The 20,865-nt window shown below is 64.0% G+C and carries 29 protein-coding genes; 13 read left to right on the plus strand and 16 right to left on the minus strand.

Annotation, left to right across the window (positions count from 1 at the left end):
• Positions 1-37 precede the first annotated feature (37 nt).
• The 3 genes from M2427_RS03100 (at position 38) to sseA (ending at position 2,822) form a co-directional block, all read left to right on the plus strand.
• On the plus strand, positions 38-1,213 hold the full coding sequence (locus M2427_RS03100; RefSeq protein ID WP_212234810.1) for a VWA domain-containing protein: 1,176 nt from the start codon (positions 38-40) through the stop codon (positions 1,211-1,213).
• Between the two features lie 132 nt (positions 1,214-1,345).
• On the plus strand, positions 1,346-1,759 hold the full coding sequence (locus M2427_RS03105; RefSeq protein ID WP_280704649.1) for a rhodanese-like domain-containing protein: 414 nt from the start codon (positions 1,346-1,348) through the stop codon (positions 1,757-1,759).
• A 208-nt stretch (positions 1,760-1,967) separates the two neighbouring features.
• Positions 1,968-2,822 (plus strand): 3-mercaptopyruvate sulfurtransferase, encoded by an 855-nt coding sequence (sseA, locus tag M2427_RS03110; RefSeq protein ID WP_280704651.1) that lies wholly within the window; start codon positions 1,968-1,970, stop codon positions 2,820-2,822.
• Positions 2,823-2,840: 18 nt separating this feature from the next.
• Here the strand turns inward: sseA and M2427_RS03115 are convergent, their stop codons facing one another.
• Positions 2,841-3,614 (minus strand): hypothetical protein, encoded by a 774-nt coding sequence (locus M2427_RS03115; RefSeq protein WP_280704652.1) that lies wholly within the window; start codon positions 3,612-3,614, stop codon positions 2,841-2,843.
• Between the two features lie 365 nt (positions 3,615-3,979).
• Here M2427_RS03115 and M2427_RS03120 point away from each other — a divergent pair, with 365 nt between their 5' ends.
• A complete protein-coding gene (locus tag M2427_RS03120) occupies positions 3,980-5,140 on the plus strand; it encodes a L,D-transpeptidase (protein ID WP_280704653.1) in 1,161 nt (386 codons plus the stop codon).
• A 57-nt stretch (positions 5,141-5,197) separates the two neighbouring features.
• Here the strand turns inward: M2427_RS03120 and M2427_RS03125 are convergent, their stop codons facing one another.
• Together M2427_RS03125 and M2427_RS03130 are read right to left on the minus strand one after the other, a co-directional pair.
• Positions 5,198-6,160, minus strand: coding sequence for a D-2-hydroxyacid dehydrogenase family protein (locus tag M2427_RS03125; RefSeq protein WP_280704654.1), 963 nt, complete (start codon positions 6,158-6,160; stop codon positions 5,198-5,200).
• 144 nt (positions 6,161-6,304) lie between these two features.
• On the minus strand, positions 6,305-6,514 hold the full coding sequence (locus M2427_RS03130) for a hypothetical protein (RefSeq protein WP_280704655.1): 210 nt from the start codon (positions 6,512-6,514) through the stop codon (positions 6,305-6,307).
• A 235-nt stretch (positions 6,515-6,749) separates the two neighbouring features.
• Here M2427_RS03130 and ettA point away from each other — a divergent pair, with 235 nt between their 5' ends.
• Positions 6,750-8,399 (plus strand): energy-dependent translational throttle protein EttA, encoded by a 1,650-nt coding sequence (gene ettA, locus M2427_RS03135; protein ID WP_280704656.1) that lies wholly within the window; start codon positions 6,750-6,752, stop codon positions 8,397-8,399.
• Between the two features lie 7 nt (positions 8,400-8,406).
• Positions 8,407-9,633 carry a lytic murein transglycosylase gene (locus tag M2427_RS03140; RefSeq protein WP_280704657.1) on the plus strand — a complete coding sequence of 409 codons (1,227 nt, stop codon included), beginning with the start codon at positions 8,407-8,409 and terminating at the stop codon, positions 9,631-9,633.
• Between the two features lie 81 nt (positions 9,634-9,714).
• Here M2427_RS03140 and M2427_RS03145 read toward each other — a convergent pair whose 3' ends face one another.
• Both M2427_RS03145 and M2427_RS03150 read right to left on the minus strand, forming a co-directional pair.
• Positions 9,715-9,999: a hypothetical protein gene (locus M2427_RS03145; protein WP_057754182.1), complete on the minus strand. Its 285-nt coding sequence runs from the start codon at positions 9,997-9,999 to the stop codon at positions 9,715-9,717.
• Between the two features lie 238 nt (positions 10,000-10,237).
• Complete coding sequence (locus tag M2427_RS03150; protein WP_280704659.1) at positions 10,238-10,576, minus strand: hypothetical protein; 339 nt, start codon at positions 10,574-10,576, stop codon at positions 10,238-10,240.
• A 137-nt stretch (positions 10,577-10,713) separates the two neighbouring features.
• On the opposite strand from M2427_RS03150, the gene M2427_RS03155 reads away from it, so the two are divergent.
• The 3 genes from M2427_RS03155 (at position 10,714) to bfr (ending at position 12,064) form a co-directional block, all read left to right on the plus strand.
• The gene (locus M2427_RS03155; protein ID WP_280704661.1) at positions 10,714-11,004 is read left to right on the plus strand and encodes a hypothetical protein; all 291 of its coding nucleotides are present in this window, start codon (positions 10,714-10,716) and stop codon (positions 11,002-11,004) included.
• Positions 11,005-11,171: 167 nt separating this feature from the next.
• Entirely contained in the window at positions 11,172-11,444 is a 273-nt protein-coding gene (locus M2427_RS03160; protein ID WP_257176983.1) for a (2Fe-2S)-binding protein, read from the plus strand.
• 131 nt (positions 11,445-11,575) lie between these two features.
• Positions 11,576-12,064 carry a bacterioferritin gene (bfr, locus tag M2427_RS03165; RefSeq protein ID WP_235544219.1) on the plus strand — a complete coding sequence of 163 codons (489 nt, stop codon included), beginning with the start codon at positions 11,576-11,578 and terminating at the stop codon, positions 12,062-12,064.
• Between the two features lie 122 nt (positions 12,065-12,186).
• Here the strand turns inward: bfr and M2427_RS03170 are convergent, their stop codons facing one another.
• The 4 genes from M2427_RS03170 to M2427_RS03185 form a co-directional block, all read right to left on the minus strand.
• On the minus strand, positions 12,187-12,789 hold the full coding sequence (locus M2427_RS03170; protein ID WP_280704662.1) for a pyridoxamine 5'-phosphate oxidase family protein: 603 nt from the start codon (positions 12,787-12,789) through the stop codon (positions 12,187-12,189).
• Positions 12,790-12,820: 31 nt separating this feature from the next.
• Entirely contained in the window at positions 12,821-13,255 is a 435-nt protein-coding gene (locus M2427_RS03175) for a DoxX family protein (RefSeq protein ID WP_280704663.1), read from the minus strand.
• Between the two features lie 43 nt (positions 13,256-13,298).
• Positions 13,299-13,652 (minus strand): hypothetical protein, encoded by a 354-nt coding sequence (locus M2427_RS03180; protein ID WP_280704664.1) that lies wholly within the window; start codon positions 13,650-13,652, stop codon positions 13,299-13,301.
• A 171-nt stretch (positions 13,653-13,823) separates the two neighbouring features.
• Complete coding sequence (locus M2427_RS03185) at positions 13,824-14,885, minus strand: alpha/beta fold hydrolase (protein WP_280704665.1); 1,062 nt, start codon at positions 14,883-14,885, stop codon at positions 13,824-13,826.
• 125 nt (positions 14,886-15,010) lie between these two features.
• On the opposite strand from M2427_RS03185, the gene M2427_RS03190 reads away from it, so the two are divergent.
• Positions 15,011-15,277, plus strand: a complete 267-nt coding sequence (locus M2427_RS03190) for a DUF2277 domain-containing protein (protein WP_211406977.1) — start codon at positions 15,011-15,013, stop codon at positions 15,275-15,277.
• A gap of 108 nt (positions 15,278-15,385) precedes the next feature.
• Entirely contained in the window at positions 15,386-15,601 is a 216-nt protein-coding gene (locus M2427_RS03195; protein WP_280704668.1) for a hypothetical protein, read from the plus strand.
• A gap of 9 nt (positions 15,602-15,610) precedes the next feature.
• On the opposite strand, the gene M2427_RS03200 is transcribed toward M2427_RS03195, so the two are convergent.
• The gene (locus M2427_RS03200; RefSeq protein WP_280704669.1) at positions 15,611-16,120 is read right to left on the minus strand and encodes a collagen-like protein; all 510 of its coding nucleotides are present in this window, start codon (positions 16,118-16,120) and stop codon (positions 15,611-15,613) included.
• A gap of 156 nt (positions 16,121-16,276) precedes the next feature.
• Here M2427_RS03200 and M2427_RS03205 point away from each other — a divergent pair, with 156 nt between their 5' ends.
• Positions 16,277-16,549 (plus strand): hypothetical protein, encoded by a 273-nt coding sequence (locus M2427_RS03205; protein ID WP_280704670.1) that lies wholly within the window; start codon positions 16,277-16,279, stop codon positions 16,547-16,549.
• 1 nt (position 16,550) lies between these two features.
• Here M2427_RS03205 and M2427_RS03210 read toward each other — a convergent pair whose 3' ends face one another.
• Positions 16,551-16,799 (minus strand): helix-turn-helix domain-containing protein, encoded by a 249-nt coding sequence (locus tag M2427_RS03210; RefSeq protein WP_280704671.1) that lies wholly within the window; start codon positions 16,797-16,799, stop codon positions 16,551-16,553.
• A 212-nt stretch (positions 16,800-17,011) separates the two neighbouring features.
• Entirely contained in the window at positions 17,012-17,779 is a 768-nt protein-coding gene (gene fabG / locus M2427_RS03215; RefSeq protein ID WP_280704672.1) for a 3-oxoacyl-ACP reductase FabG, read from the minus strand.
• A gap of 111 nt (positions 17,780-17,890) precedes the next feature.
• Here fabG and M2427_RS03220 point away from each other — a divergent pair, with 111 nt between their 5' ends.
• Positions 17,891-18,376 (plus strand): J domain-containing protein, encoded by a 486-nt coding sequence (locus tag M2427_RS03220; protein WP_280704673.1) that lies wholly within the window; start codon positions 17,891-17,893, stop codon positions 18,374-18,376.
• Positions 18,377-18,382: 6 nt separating this feature from the next.
• Here the strand turns inward: M2427_RS03220 and M2427_RS03225 are convergent, their stop codons facing one another.
• The 4 genes from M2427_RS03225 to M2427_RS03240 all read right to left on the minus strand — a co-directional run bounded on the left by M2427_RS03225 (position 18,383) and on the right by M2427_RS03240 (position 20,402).
• Positions 18,383-19,018, minus strand: a complete 636-nt coding sequence (locus tag M2427_RS03225; RefSeq protein WP_280704674.1) for a hypothetical protein — start codon at positions 19,016-19,018, stop codon at positions 18,383-18,385.
• Positions 19,019-19,108: 90 nt separating this feature from the next.
• Positions 19,109-19,360, minus strand: coding sequence for a hypothetical protein (locus tag M2427_RS03230; RefSeq protein WP_280704675.1), 252 nt, complete (start codon positions 19,358-19,360; stop codon positions 19,109-19,111).
• 253 nt (positions 19,361-19,613) lie between these two features.
• A complete protein-coding gene (locus tag M2427_RS03235; RefSeq protein WP_280704676.1) occupies positions 19,614-19,874 on the minus strand; it encodes a hypothetical protein in 261 nt (86 codons plus the stop codon).
• Between the two features lie 144 nt (positions 19,875-20,018).
• Positions 20,019-20,402 (minus strand): RidA family protein, encoded by a 384-nt coding sequence (locus tag M2427_RS03240; protein ID WP_280704677.1) that lies wholly within the window; start codon positions 20,400-20,402, stop codon positions 20,019-20,021.
• Positions 20,403-20,865 lie beyond the last annotated feature (463 nt).

Consider the following 20,865-nt stretch of genomic DNA (forward strand, 5'->3'; position numbering starts at 1 on the left):
CCTTGACGTTCGCCCCCCGACGGGCAATCTGTCACCCATGTTCCTGCAATTCTTCACCTCTCTGCGCGATGCGCAGGTCCCCGTCACGCTGCGCGAATACCTCACGCTGATGGAGGCGCTCGACGCTGACCTCAGCGACTATTCGGTCGAGAATTTTTACTATCTGTCGCGCACCTCGCTGGTGAAGGACGAGCGCAACCTCGACAAGTTCGACCGCGTCTTCGGCACGGTGTTCAAGGGGCTGGAAAGCCTGCTCGACGCCATGGAGAAGGCGGAGATCCCCGAGGAGTGGCTGAAGAAGCTCGCCGAAAAATATCTCAGCGAGGAAGAGAAGAAGCAGATCGAGGCCATGGGCTGGGACAAGCTCATGGAGACCCTGAAAAAGCGCCTCGAGGAGCAGAAAGGCCGCCATCAGGGCGGCTCGAAATGGATCGGCACGGCCGGCACCTCGCCGTTCGGCGCGCACGGCTACAATCCCGAGGGCGTGCGCATCGGCCAGGAGAAGAACCGCAACAACCGCGCCGTGAAGGTGTGGGACAAGCGCGAGTTCAAGGACCTCGACGGCAATGTCGAGCTCGGCATCCGCAACATCAAGGTGGCGCTGCGCCGCCTGCGCAAGTTCGCGCGCACCGGCGCGCCCGACGAGCTCGATCTCGACACCACCATTCGCGAGACCGCCAATCACGGCTATCTCGACGTCCACATGCGCCCCGAACGGCGCAATGCGGTGAAGCTGCTGGTGTTCTTCGACATCGGCGGCTCCATGGATTCGCATATCGAGCAGGTCGAGGAGCTGTTCTCGGCGGCGAAGAGCGAGTTCAAGCACATGGAATATTTCTACTTCCACAACTGCCTCTATGAAGGCGTGTGGAAGCAGAACAAGCGCCGCTTCACCGATCGCACGCCGACCTGGGACGTGCTGCATAAGTACCCGCACGACTACAAGGTCGTGTTCGTCGGCGACGCCTCGATGTCGCCTTACGAGATCATGGTGCCGGGCGGCTCGGTCGAGCACGTCAACGAGGAGCCCGGCTCGGTCTGGCTCGACCGCATCATCCGCACCTATCCGCATACGGTGTGGCTGAACCCGGTCGCGCAGAAGCACTGGGACTATTCGGAATCGACCACCATCATCAAACGCATCTTCGCCAACCGCATGTACCCGATCACGATCGAAGGTCTGGAACATGCGATGAAGGAATTGACGCACTGACGTTCGCCGTCATTCCGGGGCGCGACGAAGTCGCGAGCCCGGAATCCATCGGGTCGCAGCGCATGTAGAGAAATGGATTCCGGGTTCGATGCTGCGCATCGCCCCGGAATGACAAAGAGAAGGGAGAACCCCATGCCCCAGAACATCACCCGCGGCATCAAGGCGCTGATCGACGAGGCCAATGCCGAGATCGAGACGCTCTCGGCCAAGGATGCCATCGAGATCTCCAAGAACGGCGACGTCGTCATCGTCGATATCAGAGATCCCCGCGAGATCGAGCGCGACGGCCGCATTCCGGGTGCGTTCGCCTGCACGCGCGGCATGCTCGAATTCTGGATCGATCCGCAGAGCCCGTACGCGAAGCCGATCTTCCAGGAAGACAAGAAGTTCGTCTTCCACTGCGCCGGCGGCCTGCGCTCCGCGCTCGCGGCCAAGACCGCCAAGGACATGGGCCTGAAGCCCGTCGCCCACATTGCCGGCGGCTACGCCGCCTGGCGCGATGCCGGTGGTCCGACGGAAGCGTGGGAGCCGAAGAAGAAGGGGTGAGGAGTGCGCCGTAATCCCTCCGATCTCCGCTGTCATTCCCCGCGAAAGCGGGGAATCCAGTACGCCGTGGCCATACGGCTTAATCACAACTGTCTCTGGAATACTGGATCGCCCGGTCAAGCCGGGCGATGACAGCGGAGTTTGACGCGCACGAGTTCAATGACAGCTCGTGCTGTGCTTGCTCCGGAAATGACAAGGATGAAATCGTATGACTGCCACCGACCCCCTCGTCTCCACCGAATGGCTCGCCGCCCATATCAACGATGCCAACGTCAAGGTGCTCGACGCCAGCTTCAAGCTGCCGGGCGTGCTGCCGCTGCCGAAGGACGATTACCTCGCCGCGCATCTGCCGGGCGCGGTGTTCTTCGACGTCGACGCGGTGTCGGATCATTCCAACCCGCTGCCGCACATGTATCCGAGCGCCGAGCAGTTCGGCCGCGACGTCGGCAATCTCGGCATCTCCAACGCCGACACCGTGGTGATCTACGATGCCGGCGGCTGGGTCGCCGCGCCGCGCGCGTGGTGGATGTTCCTGGCCTTCGGCCATAGCAATGTGCGCATCCTCAATGGCGGCCTGAAGAAGTGGCGCGCCGAAGGGCGTCCGGTTGAAAGTGGTGAAGTCAAGCCGAAGGCTGCGACCTTCAAGGCGAGCTACGATCCGAAGCGCGTGCGCAGCATGCAGCAGCTGATCGCCAACGTCGAAAGCAGCAAAGAGCAGGTGATCGATGCACGCGCTGCCGATCGCTTCGAGGGCCGTGCGCCCGAGCCCCGCGCGGGCATCCGATCCGGTCACATCCCCAACGCGCGCAACGTTCCTTATAGCCAGTTGTTCGATGCCGTGACCGGCGTGATGAAGCCGCTCGAGGATCTGCGCGCCGCCTTCACCGGCGCCGGCGTCAAGCTCGATGCGCCGATCGTGACAAGCTGCGGCTCCGGCGTCTCCGCCGGCGTGCTGACGCTCGCGCTCTATCGCTTGGGCATCACCGACACCGCGCTGTATGACGGCTCATGGTCGGAATGGGGCCAGGAGCAGGGCCCGCCGATCGCGACGGGGCCGGCGTGAAGAGAGGTGGCGTAAGCCTCAGCGCGTGCGCGTGGCCGTCGTGGCGAGCGTCTGCTGTTGCTGGCCGAACGGATCGAGCCCCTGGTTGACCTGTTGAGGCGGCGCGCGCCGCACGATGCGGTGTCGCTTCTTCGGCTTGTGCGCGCGGGGCTTGCTCTCCGGCGTCGCGCTGTCGGCCTTGGGCTTCGCGAGGTCGTTCAGCGCAGCCATCCGGGCGGCTGCGATATCGCTCACGCGCGATGCCAGCGCCGGCGTCGCGGTGCGCGGCACGTCGGTGGCGTTCAAGACCGGAGCGGGCGAAGGCACAGCGGTGTTAGCAGTCGTATCGGTCGGGGTGAGCGTGTCAGTGGGCGACGGAGCCGCAGCCTCGCTTCTGGCTGGCCCGACCGCTGGCACTTCTGTGGCGGGCGCAGCCGGCTCCATCGCCGGTGCCACGGCAACAACCGGAAGCTCGGGCTTCGGCTCAGGCTGAGCTTTGACAGGAAGCGTCACCGCGGCCATCTGCTCGGGCCCGGTCTCGACCGCGGGCAAGGCGATGCTCGGGATCTGTTCGGGCACCGCAGGCGTCGGCGCTTCGCTGGCGGCCGGCTCGACGCGCAGGGCCGCGAGCACCGGCTGGGCTGGCTCTGGGCTTTGCGCGAACATCTGCTCCTGCGGGCCGTTCCGCCAGGAGGGATTGCTGACATACTGCTCGTGGCTCGCCCGCAGCAGCGAGGCGGCTCCCAAGCCGAACACCAGGATGGAGGTAGAGACCAGGATCGCGGCAAGCAGGAAACGAAAGCCGGGAAGCATTGACGGATTGCGAATTTCCGCCCCGGCGGCGTTTGGCCAGGGCCCATGAGCCATCTGAACGCGGTGACGGTACTGCTGCCGCGTTCGCCACGCGGGGATTCGAGCTCAAAGCGGTGGCGAATCAGGCTGATTCGACCATATCGCAACGTCTTCGCGACGTTCCGTAAAAATCGGGGTGAGCGGTCCGTCGATCTACGGCGAAATGCGATTTCCGCCCCGTGATGCAACGGAGCAACTGTGTGCGATTGCATCACAAATCGCTCAATCGGGCACAAATCGGCCTGTTATGTCTTGAATGTGCCGCTATCTTCGGTCATCTGGCCGTCAACGGCTCGGACGGGGCCCGGGACACCACAAGAGCGATGATGATCAAACATTTTCTGACGATATGCGCTGCCGCAACAGTCGCTGCGGCGGGAACCTCGCTTGCACAGGCCCAGAGCTATCCGGTTCAGCAGACGCCGAGCTATGGCGCCCCGGCCGAATATCGGCCCGGCGAGCGCACCCCGAATTTCGACGCGCTGGAAGACGATGACGACGCCATGCCGCAGGCTGCGCTGCCGCCGCCCGGTCCCGTTGACGATCCGCGCTATGGCCGCCCCGCCGGCGCGCCGGTCTACTCCGCCAATCCGCCGCAGGGCCCGGTGATGTCGCCGGATGATCCGCGCTATGGCCGTCCGGCCGGCGCGCCGCCGGTCTATTCCGCCAATCCGCCGCAGGGGCCGGTGATGTCGCCCGATGATCCCCGCTACGGCCGGCCCGCCGGTCCACCTCCGGTGATCTATGGCGATCGTTCGGGCCAGGCGCCCGGCAGCGATGGCATGCGTCCGCCGGAAGCCGTTGGTGGCCCGGCCGCGACCGGAGCGGTTCCGCAGCAGGGCGCCGGTGGCCGGCCGATGTCGGTCGCTTCACTGCCGCCCGAGGAGCAGCCTGATGCGGCCCCGGCGCAGCTGGCGCCGAACCTGCGCCGCCAGGAGGTCGCGTTCCAGACCAAGGAGCCGGCCGGCACCATCGTGGTCGATACCCCGAACACCTACCTCTATTACGTCCTCGGCAATGGCCGTGCGATCCGCTACGGCGTTCGCGTCGGCCGCGACGGCTTCACCTGGAACGGGGTGCAGAAGATCACCCGCAAGGCCGAGTGGCCGGATTGGCATCCGCCGGCGGAAATGATCGAGCGTCAGCCCTATCTGCCGCGCTTCATGGCCGGCGGCGAAGGCAATCCGCTCGGTGCCCGTGCGATGTATCTCGGTTCGACCGTGTATCGCATCCACGGCACCAACCAGCCCTCGACGATCGGCAAGTTCGTCTCCTCCGGCTGCATCGGCATGCTGAACGAGGACGTCTCGGATTTGTTCGACCGCGCCAAGGTCGGCACGCGCGTGGTCGTGATGCAGGGCAATCCGGCGCAGGCAACCGCATCGGCTGCACCCGGTCCGGCTCCGATGGCCGCCCAGGCTGGTCCGGTTCCGGGCACGCAGCCGACGGTGGTGCCGCCGCTGCCGGCGCCGGTCACCGTGCGCTAAGCGCGGAAAGACAATTGAAATTGCGAGGGGCGTGCCATCTGCGCGCCCTTCATCGTTTTAGGCCAGCTTGCGCGGCAGTTCGCTGCCCTTGGTGAAGGCGTCGATCGCCTCGACCATCTGGCCGTAATGGATGCGCAGGCCATCCTCGGTGGCGTAGCCGAGATGCGGCGTCAGCACGAGATTGTCGAGCTTGCGGAAGGGATGATCGACCGGCAGCGGCTCGACCGAGAACACGTCGAGGCCAGCGCCTGCGATCTTCTTCTGCTGCAACGCTTCCAGCAGTGCCTGCTCGTCCACGATCGGCCCGCGCGCGGTGTTGACGAGGAACGCCGTCGACTTCATCCGCGCCAGATCGGCGCGGCCGACGAGGCCGCGTGAGCGCTCGCTCAACACCACGTGGATGGTGACGATGTCGGCCTGGGCAAACAGCTCCTCCTTGCTGGCGTAGCCGACGCCGGCAGCCGCGCACTTCTCCGGCGTGAGGTTCGGGCTCCAGGCAATCACGCTCATGCCGAACGCCTTGGCAATGCCGGCCATCTTGGTGCCGAGCTTGCCGAGGCCGATGACGCCGAGCGTAAGGCCTTCGATCTCGACACCGGCGAAGGTCTGCCACGGCTCGCCCGCATGCATGCGCGCATTCTCGCGGCCGATGCCGCGGGTCAGTTCCAGGATCAGGCCCATGGTCAGCGGCGCGGTCGGATCGCGTGAATATTGTGTGCCGCCGATCACGACGCCGCGCGCCTTGGCGGCCTCCATGTCGATTGCGGCGTTGCGCATGCCTGAGGTCAGCAGCAGCTTCAGCTTGGGCAGCTTGTCGAACAGGCTTTTGGGGAACGCGGTGCGCTCGCGCATCGCGCAGACGATGTCGAAATCGGCGAGTGCGCTGGCGGTGGCCTGCTCGGAAGCAAAGGGATGGCTGAACACGGTGGTGTCGATACGGTCGGACAGTCTCGACCAGTCGGCGACATCGAGGGCGAGGTTGAAATAGTCGTCGAGAATTGCACAGCGCAGCCGCGTCATCAGCTTTATCCAAGGCCAGGGTTGACGGCGAGAGGGGACAGCGCGGGCTGGGCGCCATCGTCGAAACCGGGGCCATGGTTGCGCGCAATCAGCCGCGCGCGCAAGCAGTCTGGGTCTTCAAAAGTCCGATAGGGAAGGGGCGCTTCAGCGGGGCTTCAACCGGATCGGTGCATCCATGCCGTGCTTGGCGCGCCAGGCGGGACCGGGGCCGCGCATATAGTGCAGTTCGGGCCGGTAGGGGTTGAAAGCCGTGGTGAAGAAGCGCTTCCAGAAGCCCTTGATCTCCGTGACGAGCGCGTTAGCGCGGCCGGCTTCTGCCGGAACGGGATGGGAGTGGGTCTCGATCAGAGCCATGATGGGCCTCGCTGTGCTCCCCGCTCATTCTGAGCGGGTGGCGCTGTTTCCGCGCGAAACCGAGCTTTGGCCTGATTTATTAAAAGATGGTTTCAATTGTCCGGATCGCCCCTCCGGATGGTGTCCGCCCAGTATTCATCCGTGGTGAACGGAGGGAAAACATTGCCCTTTGGGGGCGGGATCGCTACATCGGCGCTTAAGCAAATCTCCTCAAATTGAAGGTTTCACGGGACCGATGGCGCGCCAGTTCGTCTACTTCATGGAAGGCCTGACCAAGAGCTACCCGACCCGCAAGGTGCTCGACAACATCCGCCTCAGCTTTTACCCGGACGCCAAGATCGGCGTTCTCGGCGTCAACGGCTCCGGTAAGTCGACCCTGCTCAGGATCATGGCAGGCCTCGACAAGGAATATACCGGCGAGGCCTGGGTCGCCGAGGGTGCCCGCGTCGGCTATCTCGAGCAGGAGCCGCAGCTGGACGCTGCGCTTTCGGTCCGCGAGAACGTGATGCTGGGCGTCGCCAAGCAGAAGGCGATCCTCGACCGCTACAACGAGCTTGCGGTCAATTATTCGGACGAGACCGCCGATGAGATGACCAAGCTGCAGGACGAGATCGAGGCCCAGGGCCTCTGGGATCTCGACAGCAAGGTCGACCAGGCCATGGACGCGCTGCGCTGCCCGCCCGACGATGCCGATGTGACGAAGCTCTCCGGCGGTGAGCGCCGCCGCGTCGCGCTGTGCAAGCTGCTGCTCGACCAGCCCGAGCTGTTGCTGCTGGACGAACCGACCAACCATCTCGACGCCGAGTCGGTGTCGTGGCTGGAAGGCCACTTACGCAACTATCCCGGTGCGATCCTGATCGTGACCCACGATCGCTACTTCCTCGACAACGTCACCGGCTGGATCCTCGAGCTCGATCGCGGCAAGGGTATCCCCTACGAGGGCAATTACTCGTCATGGCTGGTGCAGAAGCAGAAGCGTCTGGAGCAGGAAGGCCGCGAGGACGCCGCGCACCAGAAGACGATTGCCCGCGAGCAGGAGTGGGTCGCATCCTCGCCGAAGGCGCGCCAGGCCAAGTCGAAAGCGCGCTACCAGCGCTATGAGGAACTGCTCAAGCAGGCGAGCGAGAAGCAGACCCAGACCGCGCAGATCATCATTCCCGTCGCCGAGCGCCTCGGCGACAACGTGGTCGATTTCGAAGGCCTCAGCAAAGGCTTTGGCGATCGGCTCCTGATCGACGATCTCACCTTCAAGCTGCCGCCCGGCGGCATCGTCGGCGTGATCGGTCCCAACGGCGCCGGCAAGACCACGTTGTTCAGGATGATCACGGGGCAGGAGAAGCCGGACAAGGGCACCATCACGATCGGCGAGACCGTGCATCTCGGCTATGTCGACCAGTCGCGCGATGCGCTCGACGGCAAGAAGACCGTGTGGGAGGAAATCTCCGGCGGCAACGAGCTGATCCTGCTCGGCAAGAAGGAAGTGAACTCGCGCGGCTATTGTTCGTCGTTCAACTTCAAGGGCGCCGACCAGCAGAAGAAGGTCGGCGCGCTGTCGGGCGGTGAACGCAATCGCGTGCATCTGGCAAAAATGCTGAAGTCCGGCGCCAACGTTCTGCTGCTCGACGAACCGACCAACGACCTCGACGTCGACACGCTGCGCGCGCTCGAAGAGGCGCTGGAGGATTTTGCCGGCTGCGCCGTCATCATCAGCCATGATCGCTGGTTCCTCGACCGCATCGCGACCCACATCCTGGCCTTCGAAGGCGACAGCCATGTCGAATGGTTCGAAGGCAACTTCCAGGACTACGAGAAGGACAAGATGCGCCGGCTCGGCCAGGACAGCATCATTCCGCACCGCGTGAAATACAAGAAGCTGACGCGGTGATCCCGTCATGATGCGGCGGGCGCTCATCGCTGCGGTGATGGTGATCACCTGCGGCTGGTCGCCCGCTCGCGCCGCCGACGCTGCCTTCACGCAGTTCATTGCCTCGCTCTGGCCGGAAGCGCAAGAGGCCGGCGTCTCGCGCGCGACGTTCGATCAACAGACGCGCGGGCTTGAGCCGGATTACAAGCTGCCGGATCTGATCCTGCCCGGACGGCCTGCGACCGGCGCGCCGTCGCAGGCTGAGTTCGTGCAGGTGCCGGCTGACTACGTCAGGGAAGCCTCGATTGCGAATCTTGCGGGCGAGGGGCAGCGGCTGCTGCAGAAATACAAGGCTGCGCTGACGAAGATCGAAAAGAGCTCCGGCGTGCCCGCGACCGTGATGCTCGCGATCTGGGGCCGCGAGACCGATTACGGTCGCTACAAGCTGCCTTACGATCTCGTCCGCGTGCTCGCGACGCAGGCCTATGTCGGCCGGCGCAAGGATACCTATCGCAACGAGTTCATCCTCGCGCTGAAGATCCTCGGCGAGGGCGTGGTGACGCGCAAGGACATGACCTCGTCATGGGCGGGCGCCACCGGCCTCACGCAGTTCCTGCCGTCCGAATACTACAAGCACGGCGTCGATTTCGACGGTGATGGCCGCATCGACATCTGGCACTCCGTGCCGGATGCGCTGGCCTCGGCCGCGCAACAACTGGTCAACAAGGGCTGGCAGAGCGGCGTGCGCTGGGCCTATGAGGTGCAGGCGCCGGCCAAGGTCGATTGCACGACGGGCGTGCCTGAGGTGACCAAGCCGATCGGCCAGTGGTTGCGAGAGGGCTTCGTGCCGGTGCGCGGTGAGAAGCTGAGTGCCACCGAGCAGGCGCAGCCGGCTTCGCTGCTCCAGCCAGAAGGCATCTATGGTCCGGCGTTCCTGACCACGAAGAACTACTTCGTCATCAAGGAATACAATTTCTCCGATCTCTACGTGCTGTTCGTCGGCCACCTCAGCGACCGCATGACCAGCCCGTTGCCATTTGCGACGCCATGGTCGGCCTCGAAGCAACTGCGTACGAAGGATGTCGAGGCGATGCAGCGCGGGCTCACGCGCGTCGGGCTCTACAAGGACAAGATCGACGGCAAGGCCGGCATGCAGACGCGCGCCGCGCTCGGCGCCTATCAGAAGTCAGCAGGGCTCAAGGTCGATTGCTGGCCGAGCGAAGCGGTGCTGCGCTCGATCCAGGCGGCGCGCTGACAGCCTTCCAAAAGAAAAAGCCCGGCCGATGGTCTCGGCCGGGCTTCGATCGCAGCGCTTGGTGAGCGCCGTCCGATCAGATCAGTAGCAAACGCGAACCGGGCGAATGACCCAGCCGTAGCCGTCCCAATAGCGCTGACGCTGCCAGTAGCAGGGCGGCGGGGGCGGAGCGGGCTCGGCGACATAGACCGGGCCACCATAGGCCGGACGGCTCGATGCGATCGCGCCGCCGACAATGGCGCCGCCGATCAGGCCGGCCGCGATGCCGGCGCCGATGTTGTCACCGGCTTTGGCGGACGGAGTGGCGGTCACCAGCGAACCGGCGATCGTCGCAACCGTGAGGGCGGCAACAATAGTCTTCTTCATGTTCTTGGCTCTCCTGGGAGAAGGACGTCCCTTGTCAGGAGCGTCCGGGGTTCAAGGTTCACGCACACTCTGATGGAATTGGCCTTGCAGCTAGGAAGCGCGCAAATGGTCAATCCACGGTAAACGCACACGGAGCTGTGACGAGAAAAAGCGGTCTTTTTCGGGCCTTGAGATGAACGGCGCATCCGTAGTGAACCGGCCCGACGCCAACGGCTCGAGCGATCAGGTTTAATGCGCCTTAGCCACAGACTCGGACGCGACGGACGCGCCAAGCGTAGCCGTCCCAGAAGCGCTGCCTCTGCCAGACACAGCCACCGCCGTAATAGTCGTCAGCGACGTAGCCGGGATCCGGCGCGTAGTAGCGGGGCGGGTAGTAGCCGGGGCCGTAGCCCGGACCATAGGCATAGCCCGGTCCTGGTCCGTAATAATACGGGGAGGCCAGCGCGCCGCCGACGATAGCGCCGCCAATGATCCCAGCTGCGACGCCCGCAGCGACACCGCGCTGTGCATGCGCCGGCGTTCCCGCGGTCAAGACCAGGGTGGCGACGGCGGCGATTGCCATAAGCGACTTCTTCATGGGTTCGACCCTTTCACAGCGAACGCAGAACTCTTGCGGCCAAAGTTCCATATTTCGCTTGAATGATCAATGAACGGCAGATTGGTCAGGTGCGACCAATTGGTAGAAATCGCGGCTTTCGAGCCTGGGAGGCGCCCATGAACCTTCTGACCAATGCCCTGATCGGCGCCGGCGCCGTCGGCATCATCGGCTATGCCCTGATGACCCATTTGCAGAACCGAGCCCCGCGCCCGCGCGCCAGGCCGGGCGGCAACAGCGACAGCTATTCGGATTCGACGAATGACGGCTTCTCGCTGGGAAGCTGGTTCTCCAGCGACAGTTCCGGAAGCTCGACCGATGGAGGCAGTTGTTCCGTCAGCGATGGCGGCAGCAGCGGCGGAGATTGCGGTGGCGGCGGCGATGGTGGGGGCGGCGGGAGCAGCGACTGAGCCCGATCCGGCATCAGTCTTGATCCAGCGCAACCCCCTATTTTAGAGCCGTTCTAGGCTTTATCCGGCCCAGTTTGGAATAGTTTGAAATAGCGGTTTTTCCTTTTGCATCCGGCTGGTCCCTTAAATATCGATGATGGCGCATCACCGAAGGGCCTACCGCTTCCATGATCGTTTGTTCCTGTAACGTGCTGAGCGATGACGACATCCGCGCCGCCGTCGCCGAGTCCGACGATGCTGTGCGTCATGCCAAGCAAGTCTATGGATGTCTCGGCTGCAGCGCCGAATGCGGCCGCTGCGCGCGGACCATCAAGACCATCATTGACGAAGCGCTCGGCCCCTGCGCCCAGTCCTGCTGCGCCGGCTGCCCGCACAGCCACACCGTTGCGGCCAACGACGAGACCGCTGCACCGGCCCAGTTCGCGCTCGCGGCCTGCTGACAACTTCCACCATCTCATCTGAGCTTTTCCCCGGCTGCGTCCCCGTAGCCGGTTGCTGAAGTGTTTGAACTCATTTAGAAGCGTTCTAAAGTCGGATAGCTCCGATTTGGACGCAAGAGCTGGAGTGAACCATGCAGGGCGACGCAAAAGTCATCGAATATCTCAACAAGGCGCTGCGTCACGAACTGACTGCGATCAACCAGTACTGGCTGCACTATCGCTTCCTCGACAATTGGGGCCTGCTGGACATGGCCAAGGTCTGGCGCAAGGAGTCCATCGAGGAGATGGAGCACGCCGACAAGCTCACCGCGCGCATCCTGTTCTTCGACGGCTTCCCGAACATGCAGGTGCTCGATCCCCTGCGCATCGGCCAGAACGTCAAGGAGATCATCGAGTGCGATCTAGCCGCCGAGATGAGCGCGCGCGCGCTCTACCAGGAAGCGGCGACCTACTGCCACGGCGTCAAGGATTACGTCACCCGCGATCTGTTCGAGAAGCTGATGAGCGATGAGGAGCACCACATCGACTTCCTCGAAACCCAGCTCGACCTGATTGGTCGTATTGGTCTTGAGCTCTACACCCAGAAGCACGTCGGCGGGCTCGAGGGCGAGGGCCACTGAGCCTGCTCTCTCCCTCGTCATGGCCGGGCTTGACCCGGCCAGCCACGTCCTGCCGCACTCCGAAGACGTGGATGCCCGGGACAAGCCCGGGCATGACGATCCATTTGCGAACTGAGCGCTACCTACAGCTGCGTCTTGTAGCGCTCTTCCACGATTTCCTGGCTTTCCGGTTCGCCGAGGCTGGTCTGGTCGTGGATAACCTGGCTGATGCTCGGCATCACCGAGCGCTGCACCTTCTCCGGCGACCACAGCTTTGAGCGCATCAGCGCCTTGCCGCAGTGGAAGTAGACTTCGCTGACGTCGACATTGAGCACCGCGCGGGGCGGCTTGCCGAACTCAACCATCGACGCCAGCAGATCCGGATCGGCCGACAGCGTGCCGCGCCCGCCGACACGCAGGGTCTCGTCGATCCCCGGCACGAAGAACAACAGATGCACGAAGCCCGAGCCTTCGACGACGTTGCGAAAACTGTCGATCCTGTTGTTGCCGGCGCGGTCGGGCATCAGCAACTGATTGGGGCCGGCGACATGGACAAAGCCGACGCCGCCACCGCGCGGTGAGGCGTCGACGCTGCCATCGAGGCCTGACGTCGCGAGCACGCAGAACGGCGACATCTCGATGAACTTCCTCGCGTGCACGTCAATCGCCGGACGCGCCTTTGCTATCACGCGCGGGGTCGGCTTCGCATAGATTGTGGCGAGGTCTTCGGCACAAAGGTCGGTCACGAAGGTCTCCCTGTTTGAAGGCTTGAGGATATCATTCCCCAGCCTGACCGCTATCCCCTTTGTGGCGCCGCCAAGGCCAGTCGATCACACCGGCACAATATAACGCCCACCAGATCAGCACTGGCTGAAGTGCCAGCCGCGGTCCGTGATAGAGCCAGCTGTTGGGGATAGGCGGCAAGTTGATGCCGTCGATGGCATGCTTGATGTTCGCCGGCCAGACGCAGAGCGCGTAGAGCGCGAATGCGATGCCTGCCCACCTGCGCAGTGGTTTCGTCACCAAAGCGACGGCGCCCGCGATTTCGCAGGCGCCGGTGACGAGGATCACCTGCGTTGCGAACGGAACCCAGGGCGGCGTGATCGCAAGCAGCTTGTCCGGAACCCAAAGATGCGCGACGCCGGCTGCAAGATAGAACGCCGCCAGCACAAGGCGCATCACGGCGCGCGTTATGTCGTTTGCAGAAGCCATCAGCTGAACTAGCACGCACCGCGCGAGGGCGCTACCGCGTGGGCTACACCGCGTCAGCCGGTACGAAGCAACTGATGATGATGGCGCCGCGGTGGTGGACATACCACACCACGGCCTGTCCAACCGGATTGCCGCGATCGCGGATGATGGCGCGCTCAGGTACCTCCATCCATTGTCCTTCTATCGGGACCCAATAGACGCCCTTACGCACGTCGTATTCGGTGCGATGACCGTCGGAGATGTCGCAGCAGGGCACGCCGTTCGGCGCCATCACGCTCTTGAACCAGGCGCGGATGTCGGGCGCGACATTGTCGTACTGGCCGTTGTCAAACGCGAGCGCAGCGCTGGTCAGCGCCGTCATTGCGGCCAGCCAAACGCACAACGCGAGCCTGTGCATGCGATCCTCCTCATCGCGTATGTGGCAGTTGCGCGCGATTGGCCCCGCGCGTCGATTCGTGTCATTGAAACGATTAAGCCCGAGCTGTCAGCGCATTGCATGCTCAAATTATATGCGGCGTGGAGGCGCCGCACATAATGCGCTGCGATATTCGGACGCGGTCTGCTCGCCTTACATCGTGCGCTGCGGGGCGGTTTGCAGCAATTGCCGGACCTGCTCGGTGTAGAATTTTGCATTACCTGTCGTGCCGTGACCGCGCGTCTCGGTGCTCGCAGGGATGAGGTAAAGCTTGCCGTTCTTGACCCGCTTCATCGCGGCATCCGTGAGGCCGGTCTCGGGAGGGTTGCGCTCGTCGTCGGCGGAATTGATCAGCAACAGCGACGCTTCGATCGCCTCCAGCTTGTCGGCGGCATTGTAGTCGTGCGAGGAGTCCCATTGGTAGAGGTAGTCGTTGGCGTCCGCCGTGATCGGCGTTGCCAACCGTTCGTCGACGATCTTGTCGGCCTTTGCGGCGGTTGGCGCCTGCTGCTGATAGGCTAGCGTACCGCCGATGCTGGCAATGCCGTAGGCGGTGATCGCGTATTTCATCATGCGCGGCTGGCTGGTGTAGTTTCCGCCATTGTAGTCGGGATCGTTGCGGATGGTGTCGAGCATGATCCGGCGCAGCATCCAGTTGCGCGACGCCATCTCGGTCGGCTGCGAGGCCATCGGCACCAGCGCGTCCATGTCGTTGGGAAATTTCTCGCCCCACAGCCATGTCTGCATGCCGCCCATCGAATTGCCGATCACGAGCCGCAGATGCTTGACGCCGAGGCCTTCGGTCACGAGCCGATGCTGCGCCTCGACCATGTCGTCGTAATTGTATTTCGGGAAGCTCGTCTTCATGCCGTCCGATGGCTTCGACGATTTGCCGTGGCCGACCGCGTCGGGGATGATGATGTAATATTTGGCCGCATCGAGCGGCTGTCCGGCCCCGAACAGCTCGCCGGCGAAGGCGGGTGTCAGCATGCTCGCGCCCGAGCCACCGGTACCGTGCAACACCAGCACCGGTTGCCCGGTCGGCTCACCGACGGTGGTGTAGTGCAGCTTCAGCTCCGGCATGACGTCGCCGGTGTGGAACTTGAAATCCTTGGCGACCCAATCGCCTTGTTTTGGCGCCGGATAGTCGGCGGCGAATGCAGCTGTCGAAATCGACAGCAGGACGGCCGACAGCGCTGCGCAACAAGCTTTCATGTTTCTCTCCCCATGCGGCTCATGCCCGGCGGCCGCGTCAGAGTGGACCTTAGCAGAAGTGCCCGGAAGGATGTAGGGTTTCGGCTTCGCCGATCGTCTTATGAGGAACCATCTGGAGAGACTGCATGTGCCGCAACATCAAGACGCTGTTCAATTTCGAGCCGCCGGCGACTGAGGATGAGATCCATGCCAGTGCACTGCAGTTCGTGCGAAAGCTCTCCGGCTTCAACAAACCCTCACAGGCCAACGAGGCGGCCTTCGATCGCGCGGTGGCAGAAGTCTCGGAAGCTGCGCGAAAACTTCTGACCTCGCTACACACGCACGCACCGGCGCGTGACCGTGAGGTCGAGGCTGAGAAGGCAAAGGAGCGTTCGCGACTGCGCTTCGGCTAGAGGTTCCGAAGTCGCGACCGTGACGTGGACCGTGACTTGGCTCACGGAAGTGGAGGCCGAAGCGCGCAATGATGTCCGCCGGGGTTTTGACAACCCGGAGCAGCAACCATGAGCCACTCCCTTCTTCCGTTGAAAGCAGGTGCCATCATCTTCACGTTGTTGTGGACCGCGTGGATGATGTGGTGGAGCGGCTCGTTCTCGAGCGCGAACGTTGTGATACTGGCCGTTTGCGGCGCACTGGTCGGCTATCTCTGGTACCGCGCCATGCGCTGGCAGTTCGAGCGCATGGGCATGGTGCCGCGGCGTGAGGACCAGGCGAAGTAGGAGCGCCCGCTAGTCCTTATGGCCTTGCTTCTTCTTTTTCTTCTTTTTCTTGTGCTCGTCGTCATCGCCGTCGTCGCTCTCGGCGTTGTCGTCGTTCGCGGCCGCGATCTCAGCCTCACGAACGGCGGCTTCGAGCGCGGCGCGCTCAGCCGCCTCCTGCTCGCGCTGGCGACGGCGTTCATCCCAGGCGTCGAACAACTGCTCCAGCCACGGCAGCACCTGCTCGATCGACGGCAATTGGCCGGGCGGACCGGCCTCACCACGCGGGCCTTGAGGACCGGCGGGCCCTTGCGGGCCGGCGGCGCCCCGCGGGCCGGCCTCGCCCGGCTTGCCCTGGAGGCCGGCCTTGCCTTGCGGCCCGGCCTTGCCGGCAGGGCCGGGCTTACCCTGCGGGCCGGGCTTGCCGCGGGCACCGTCGGGACCGCGCTTGCCCGGATGACCCTGCGGCCCCGGCCGTCCTGGCTCACCCTGTCGTCCGCGCGGACCCTGAGGTCCCTGCCGTCCCTGATCGTCTGCCACGCCGCTACTCCTTCTTGGCAAGCATGCTACTTAGCGGCGTTTGACGACAGCAGCAATTCTGCTGCGGGTCCCGGCGGGCTTGATCAACATCAATCGACGGCGCGGGGGGCCGTGTCATCGATGTCGCGTCGCCACAACCCGTGCGAGGAACGACCGATGCGCGCAGCCTGGAAAATCTTTGGCCTGTCCGTGGTCGTGCTTGCGGCGACGCTCGGTCTTGCCCATCTGCTTGTGCCCGACGTCGTGCCGGTCGGTTACGCCGAGGAGCCGCAGCCGTCATGGGCAATACTGACGGCCTTCGCGTTGCGCGCAATCGCGTTGACCGCGGCCTGGGTCGCGATCATCACGTTATCAGTGCTCGTCGGCACCAAGCTGTATCGCACGTTCGGACGGCCGAGCGCGCGGAGTGATCGCGCCATCACGCGCTAGTCTAGTCGTGATAGGCCGGCACCTCGATGCCGGAGGCCGCATAGATCCTGATCTTGTTGCGCAGCGTGCGCACCGACAGACCGAGCACGCGCGAGGCGCGCGTGCGATTGCCGTCACAGCGCGCGAGCGTCTGGAGCACGAGCTCGCGCTCCACTTCGCCGACGGTCGCACCGATCAGAAGTGGAACGATCTGGTTGGGCGCAAGGAATTTCGCGGCCTGCTCGGACGCGGCGACATGAACAGTGGTCATCAACACACTCCCCGATCAACGCCCGCTTCCATCGTTGGAAACGGATCGAGAACAAACGACCCCCAAGCCGTAGATTCTTAAGCCGTAGATCTACGGTGAGCGGGTTTGGTTAATCAAAAGTTAATCGCGCGCCATCGCACGAATTGACCTTGGGAATGCCGCAGCGCTGCCGCGATTGGCACAGGATGCATAGCGATGCGGACCCATCTCGCTCACACTGTGCGATATCCGCCGTCCACCATCACGATCGTCCCCGTGACGTAAGACGACATGTCCGAAGCGAGGAAGATCGCCGGCCCGACGATGTCCTCCGGCTTGCCGGTGCGCGCGAGCGGCGTGTGATCGACGAAGGCCTGCACCAGCGCCGGATTGGTCGCGCGCACAGTGGCGTTGATGTTGGTCTCGATGAAACCAGGGCCGATCGCGTTGACGCGCACGCCTTCCTTGCCGAGCTCGACGGCGAGCGCCTTGGTGAAGCCGAGCACGCCGTGCTTCGAGGTCGTGTAGGCCGCCGAGCTCGGCGTGCGCAGATGCACGAAGGACTGGATCGAGCCGATATTGACGATGCGGCCCTTACTTGCGCGCAGGGGCGCGAGGAAGGCCTGCGTCATGTTGAAGACGCCGTTGAGGTTGAGCGAGATGATGTCGTTCCAGTCCTTCGCGACTGCGTCGGTCTCGGCGGTGAAGGCATTGCGGCGGGTGATGCCGGCATTGTTGACGAGGATCGAGACTTGTCCGACCTTGTCGGCAATCTGCTTGGCCAGCGCAAAACAATCGTCGCGCCTGGTCACGTCGAGCGCAAAGCTCTCCGCCTTGCCGCCGGCCTTGCGGATCTCCTCGGCGGCCTCCGCGACCGTGTCGGCGTTGACGTCGAGCAGCACGACCTTCGCGCCTTCGCGGGCGTAGCCGGCTGCGATCGCCCGGCCGATGCCGGAACCGGCGCCCGTGACGACGGCGATGTGGTTTGCGAGCAATGCCATGACAAGTTCCTCCCGGATTCGTTTCTAAGTTTCAAGAAAGGCTAACTTGAAATTAAGGGGTCGGAAACGGCCGCCTTGGCATACTCATCCGCATTGCTAAACGTTGCGCGCATGATGGAACGACTGGAATCCTGGAAAATGGCGATCGAGCGCTTGCGGCCGGCGGACGCAGCCGATTGGGCCGAAGCGGGACGGCTGGTAGCCGAGATCGTGCGAATGAGCGGTGACGCCACGCTGCGCCAGGCCGCCGAGCAGGCGCTCCCCGTGCTGCGCCAGGCCGCGGACAATGACGATCACGGTGTCACGCTCGCTGCCCGGCGCCGCATCGGCGTGATCCTCGACGTCGTCCATGATCTCACCGCGCCGCGCTTCGGTCGCCGCCACGCGGCGCCGAAGAAATTGTCCCGCGAGGATCGCGCCCGCAAGATGCTCGGCCTGCCGCTCCAGGTGCAGCTCACCTGCGACGACATCAACCAGGCCTATCGCCGCGCCGCCAAGGGCATGCATCCCGACCAGGGCGGCAGCGCGGAAGCGTTCATTGACCTCGCCGCCGCGCGTGATGTCCTGATTCATCCCCGCGCGCACAAGGACGCTTGACTGCGTTCAGCTCTTGCTCACGCAACTCGGATAGGGCGCGGCTTCGCCAGGCATGATCGGACAAAGATTGATCGGGCCCAGATCGCGCAGGCGCGCATCCCAGCTGGTGTCGTTGACCGGCGGCTCGTCGCTCTCGGGGCCGCGCTCGGCCCATTGGATGGTGTAGTAGTCGCTCGCGCCCTTCAGGGTGATCAGCAGGGCGGTTTCGCTGTGCCGCGTCGGGCCGCTGTCGATGCGGCCGCAGCCGACCACCGCGACAAAGCCCTCGAAGCGGCCGAATTTCGTCTCGCCCAATGGCTTCGCCGCAAAACTGTCGGGGCAGGCCGACTTGAAGCCGCCGGCGATGGTGCCCGCGAACATCTCCGGCGAGCTGCCGGGTGTCAACGTCATGCCCTTCTCGCCGGTCACCGTGATCATCTGCGTCCAGCGCTCGGGCGTCTCGCCCTTGAGCACCGCTTCGCGGATGTAATGGCCGCCCTTGGTGTTCTCGAACACGACAGTGAAATGCGACGGCATCGCGAAACTGACGAGCTGGCCGAAGATCGGCGAGATCACGCGGAAGGATTGCGGGGCCTGTGCCTGCGCTGCTGCGCCGAGCAGAAGCGACGCCGCCAAAACTGCTGTCGTGGTCCGTGCGCGCATCGACCCGCTCCATCTCGGGGGCAAAAACGACCGGGCAAGGATGCTAGCATCGCATCCTTGCCCGGCCCTTGTCGTCCGCCGATCGAATTCTTACCAGCTGCAGTGACCGGCCTTCAGCGCGCTGTCCTTCATCGCGAGCGCGTCGAGGAAGGTCGGCACCGAGGCGCTGGCGCGGTGATAGCCGGCGGGCCACGGCGTGGTCGGAATGCTCTCGTCCCAGATCTGGCAGAAGCCGCTGTCCTGCCAGCGGATCAGATGATAGCCGGCTTCGGCCGGGCTTGCGGCGACGAAGGCGGCAGCGGCAAGACCGGCGGTAGCGCAGAGCATGGAAATACGACGCATGGATCAGCTCCTCAAAATCAAAGATGTGATGCGCCTCCCGACAATGACGGGGAGGGTGGTGCGGGGGCGCTTCCTCAGCCTGCGCCCCGGACAAGATGTGAGTAGCTCGTTGCGCGGATCAGGTTCAAAGCGGCCGCACAGGAAATCGCTGTATTCACGGGACAAAACGGGGGGCCGGCGCAAAAGCAAAGGGCGGGCTGCCTGCGCAACCCGCCCTCGATAGCTGGCTTGATAGCTGGCTTGGCCCGATGGCTCAGAGCGTGCAGCGGCGCTCGCCGCGCAACTTGATCTGGAGCTCGGAGGCCTGGGTGAAGGTCGGGAGCGGCTTGCTGACGACCTTGTAGGTCGAGACGCCCCACTGGAACGGCTTGTACTTCAGGTCTTCGTTCCAGACCTGGCAGATGCCGGTGTTGTCCCAGCGGATCACGTAATAGCCGACCTTCGCGGACGCGGGCCCGGCAAAGACGGAACTGGCAACGCCGGCAACGGCACAAAGGGCGAGAACGCGACGCATGGAATATCTCCTTGTGGGGAAGTGTGATCCGAAAATTCGTGGGGTAAAAACGACCTATTTGCAAGCCGGGGAGCCGGCTTTCACGGACATGTCAGACCGACGCGGCCACTTGGTTCGGCTGCGTGCCCCGCAGGACACACACGCTCACTTCGCCAGTGAGGCGACCGCCTCGATCTCGATCAGCATTTTCGGATCAGGCAGGGCGTGGACCACGCAGGTGGTGCGTGCGGGAAACGGCGGCGGGCCGAACGCACCGGCATAGAGCGCGTTCATGGCGGCAACGTCGGTGGCGCGGGTCAGCAACACGTTGACCTTGACCAGATCGCGCGTCGTGGCGCCGGCCTCGTCGAGCACGCGCTTGATGTTGACGACGACATTGGCGAATTGCGCCTCGAACCCGTCAGGCAGCGCGCCCTGGGGGTCGAAGCCGGGAATGCCGGAGACGAACAGCAGGTCGCCGACGCGGGTCGCAAAGGACAGCGGCGGTGCCTTGACGTGCGGCGGGGGCGCGAAGTGCTGGATCGGCATGGGGGCCTCGGATGCGATGGGATGGAATGCGAACGGAGCTTAGCCGCGTGCGGAGCGTGTTCCAACCAGAGACGCGAAAACAACCCCATGCACAGTAGGGATGGGGTTGAAAGGTTTGGTGATTTTCGGTCTAGCCGAAATTCGCTTGATCTGTCGGGCAAAACAGTGGCAGAATGGCATGGTGGGATGATGCGGGTTTGGGCGAGCGGTCTTGCCGCCTCTCCCCGCATGAGGCAGGGCAATCGCATATGGGAAGACCCCCGTGTGGCCATCCTTCGAGACGCCCGCCGTTGGCGGGCCCTCAGGATGAGGACTGAGTGTGCGGCCCCATTTTCGACGAGCACCGATGCTGCTTAGCCTCATCCTTGTAAGTCACGACACGCTGGATCGGCTAGATTGGCCGATATGGTGACGGACGGGAGACCGCTTCATCCTAGGGCTTTGAAGCCCGCGCCTCAGCGCG

Origin of the sequence: Bradyrhizobium sp. BR13661 (genome assembly GCF_029892425.1) — a bacterium.
GTDB lineage: Bacteria > Pseudomonadota > Alphaproteobacteria > Rhizobiales > Xanthobacteraceae > Bradyrhizobium.

Bases quoted from the DNA above. Each gene is read 5' to 3' on its own strand.
- M2427_RS03140 (WP_280704657.1), top strand. From the start codon at position 8,407: ATGATGCGGCGGGCGCTCATCGCTGCGGTGATGGTGATCACCTGCGGC.
- M2427_RS03125 (WP_280704654.1), bottom strand. From the start codon at position 6,160: ATGACGCGGCTGCGCTGTGCAATTCTCGACGACTATTTCAACCTCGCC.
- sseA (WP_280704651.1), top strand. From the start codon at position 1,968: ATGACTGCCACCGACCCCCTCGTCTCCACCGAATGGCTCGCCGCCCAT.
- M2427_RS03225 (WP_280704674.1), bottom strand. From the start codon at position 19,018: ATGCGCGCACGGACCACGACAGCAGTTTTGGCGGCGTCGCTTCTGCTC.
- bfr (WP_235544219.1), top strand. From the start codon at position 11,576: ATGCAGGGCGACGCAAAAGTCATCGAATATCTCAACAAGGCGCTGCGT.
- M2427_RS03105 (WP_280704649.1), top strand. From the start codon at position 1,346: ATGCCCCAGAACATCACCCGCGGCATCAAGGCGCTGATCGACGAGGCC.
- M2427_RS03145 (WP_057754182.1), bottom strand. From the start codon at position 9,999: ATGAAGAAGACTATTGTTGCCGCCCTCACGGTTGCGACGATCGCCGGT.
- M2427_RS03210 (WP_280704671.1), bottom strand. From the start codon at position 16,799: ATGACCACTGTTCATGTCGCCGCGTCCGAGCAGGCCGCGAAATTCCTT.
- M2427_RS03185 (WP_280704665.1), bottom strand. From the start codon at position 14,885: ATGAAAGCTTGTTGCGCAGCGCTGTCGGCCGTCCTGCTGTCGATTTCG.
- M2427_RS03150 (WP_280704659.1), bottom strand. From the start codon at position 10,576: ATGAAGAAGTCGCTTATGGCAATCGCCGCCGTCGCCACCCTGGTCTTG.
- M2427_RS03235 (WP_280704676.1), bottom strand. From the start codon at position 19,874: ATGCGTCGCGTTCTCGCCCTTTGTGCCGTTGCCGGCGTTGCCAGTTCC.
- M2427_RS03175 (WP_280704663.1), bottom strand. From the start codon at position 13,255: ATGGCTTCTGCAAACGACATAACGCGCGCCGTGATGCGCCTTGTGCTG.
- fabG (WP_280704672.1), bottom strand. From the start codon at position 17,779: ATGGCATTGCTCGCAAACCACATCGCCGTCGTCACGGGCGCCGGTTCC.
- M2427_RS03155 (WP_280704661.1), top strand. From the start codon at position 10,714: ATGAACCTTCTGACCAATGCCCTGATCGGCGCCGGCGCCGTCGGCATC.
- M2427_RS03190 (WP_211406977.1), top strand. From the start codon at position 15,011: ATGTGCCGCAACATCAAGACGCTGTTCAATTTCGAGCCGCCGGCGACT.
- M2427_RS03120 (WP_280704653.1), top strand. From the start codon at position 3,980: ATGATCAAACATTTTCTGACGATATGCGCTGCCGCAACAGTCGCTGCG.
- M2427_RS03115 (WP_280704652.1), bottom strand. From the start codon at position 3,614: ATGCTTCCCGGCTTTCGTTTCCTGCTTGCCGCGATCCTGGTCTCTACC.
- M2427_RS03195 (WP_280704668.1), top strand. From the start codon at position 15,386: ATGAGCCACTCCCTTCTTCCGTTGAAAGCAGGTGCCATCATCTTCACG.
- M2427_RS03230 (WP_280704675.1), bottom strand. From the start codon at position 19,360: ATGCGTCGTATTTCCATGCTCTGCGCTACCGCCGGTCTTGCCGCTGCC.
- ettA (WP_280704656.1), top strand. From the start codon at position 6,750: ATGGCGCGCCAGTTCGTCTACTTCATGGAAGGCCTGACCAAGAGCTAC.
- M2427_RS03220 (WP_280704673.1), top strand. From the start codon at position 17,891: ATGATGGAACGACTGGAATCCTGGAAAATGGCGATCGAGCGCTTGCGG.
- M2427_RS03180 (WP_280704664.1), bottom strand. From the start codon at position 13,652: ATGCACAGGCTCGCGTTGTGCGTTTGGCTGGCCGCAATGACGGCGCTG.
- M2427_RS03130 (WP_280704655.1), bottom strand. From the start codon at position 6,514: ATGGCTCTGATCGAGACCCACTCCCATCCCGTTCCGGCAGAAGCCGGC.
- M2427_RS03100 (WP_212234810.1), top strand. From the start codon at position 38: ATGTTCCTGCAATTCTTCACCTCTCTGCGCGATGCGCAGGTCCCCGTC.
- M2427_RS03240 (WP_280704677.1), bottom strand. From the start codon at position 20,402: ATGCCGATCCAGCACTTCGCGCCCCCGCCGCACGTCAAGGCACCGCCG.
- M2427_RS03205 (WP_280704670.1), top strand. From the start codon at position 16,277: ATGCGCGCAGCCTGGAAAATCTTTGGCCTGTCCGTGGTCGTGCTTGCG.
- M2427_RS03160 (WP_257176983.1), top strand. From the start codon at position 11,172: ATGATCGTTTGTTCCTGTAACGTGCTGAGCGATGACGACATCCGCGCC.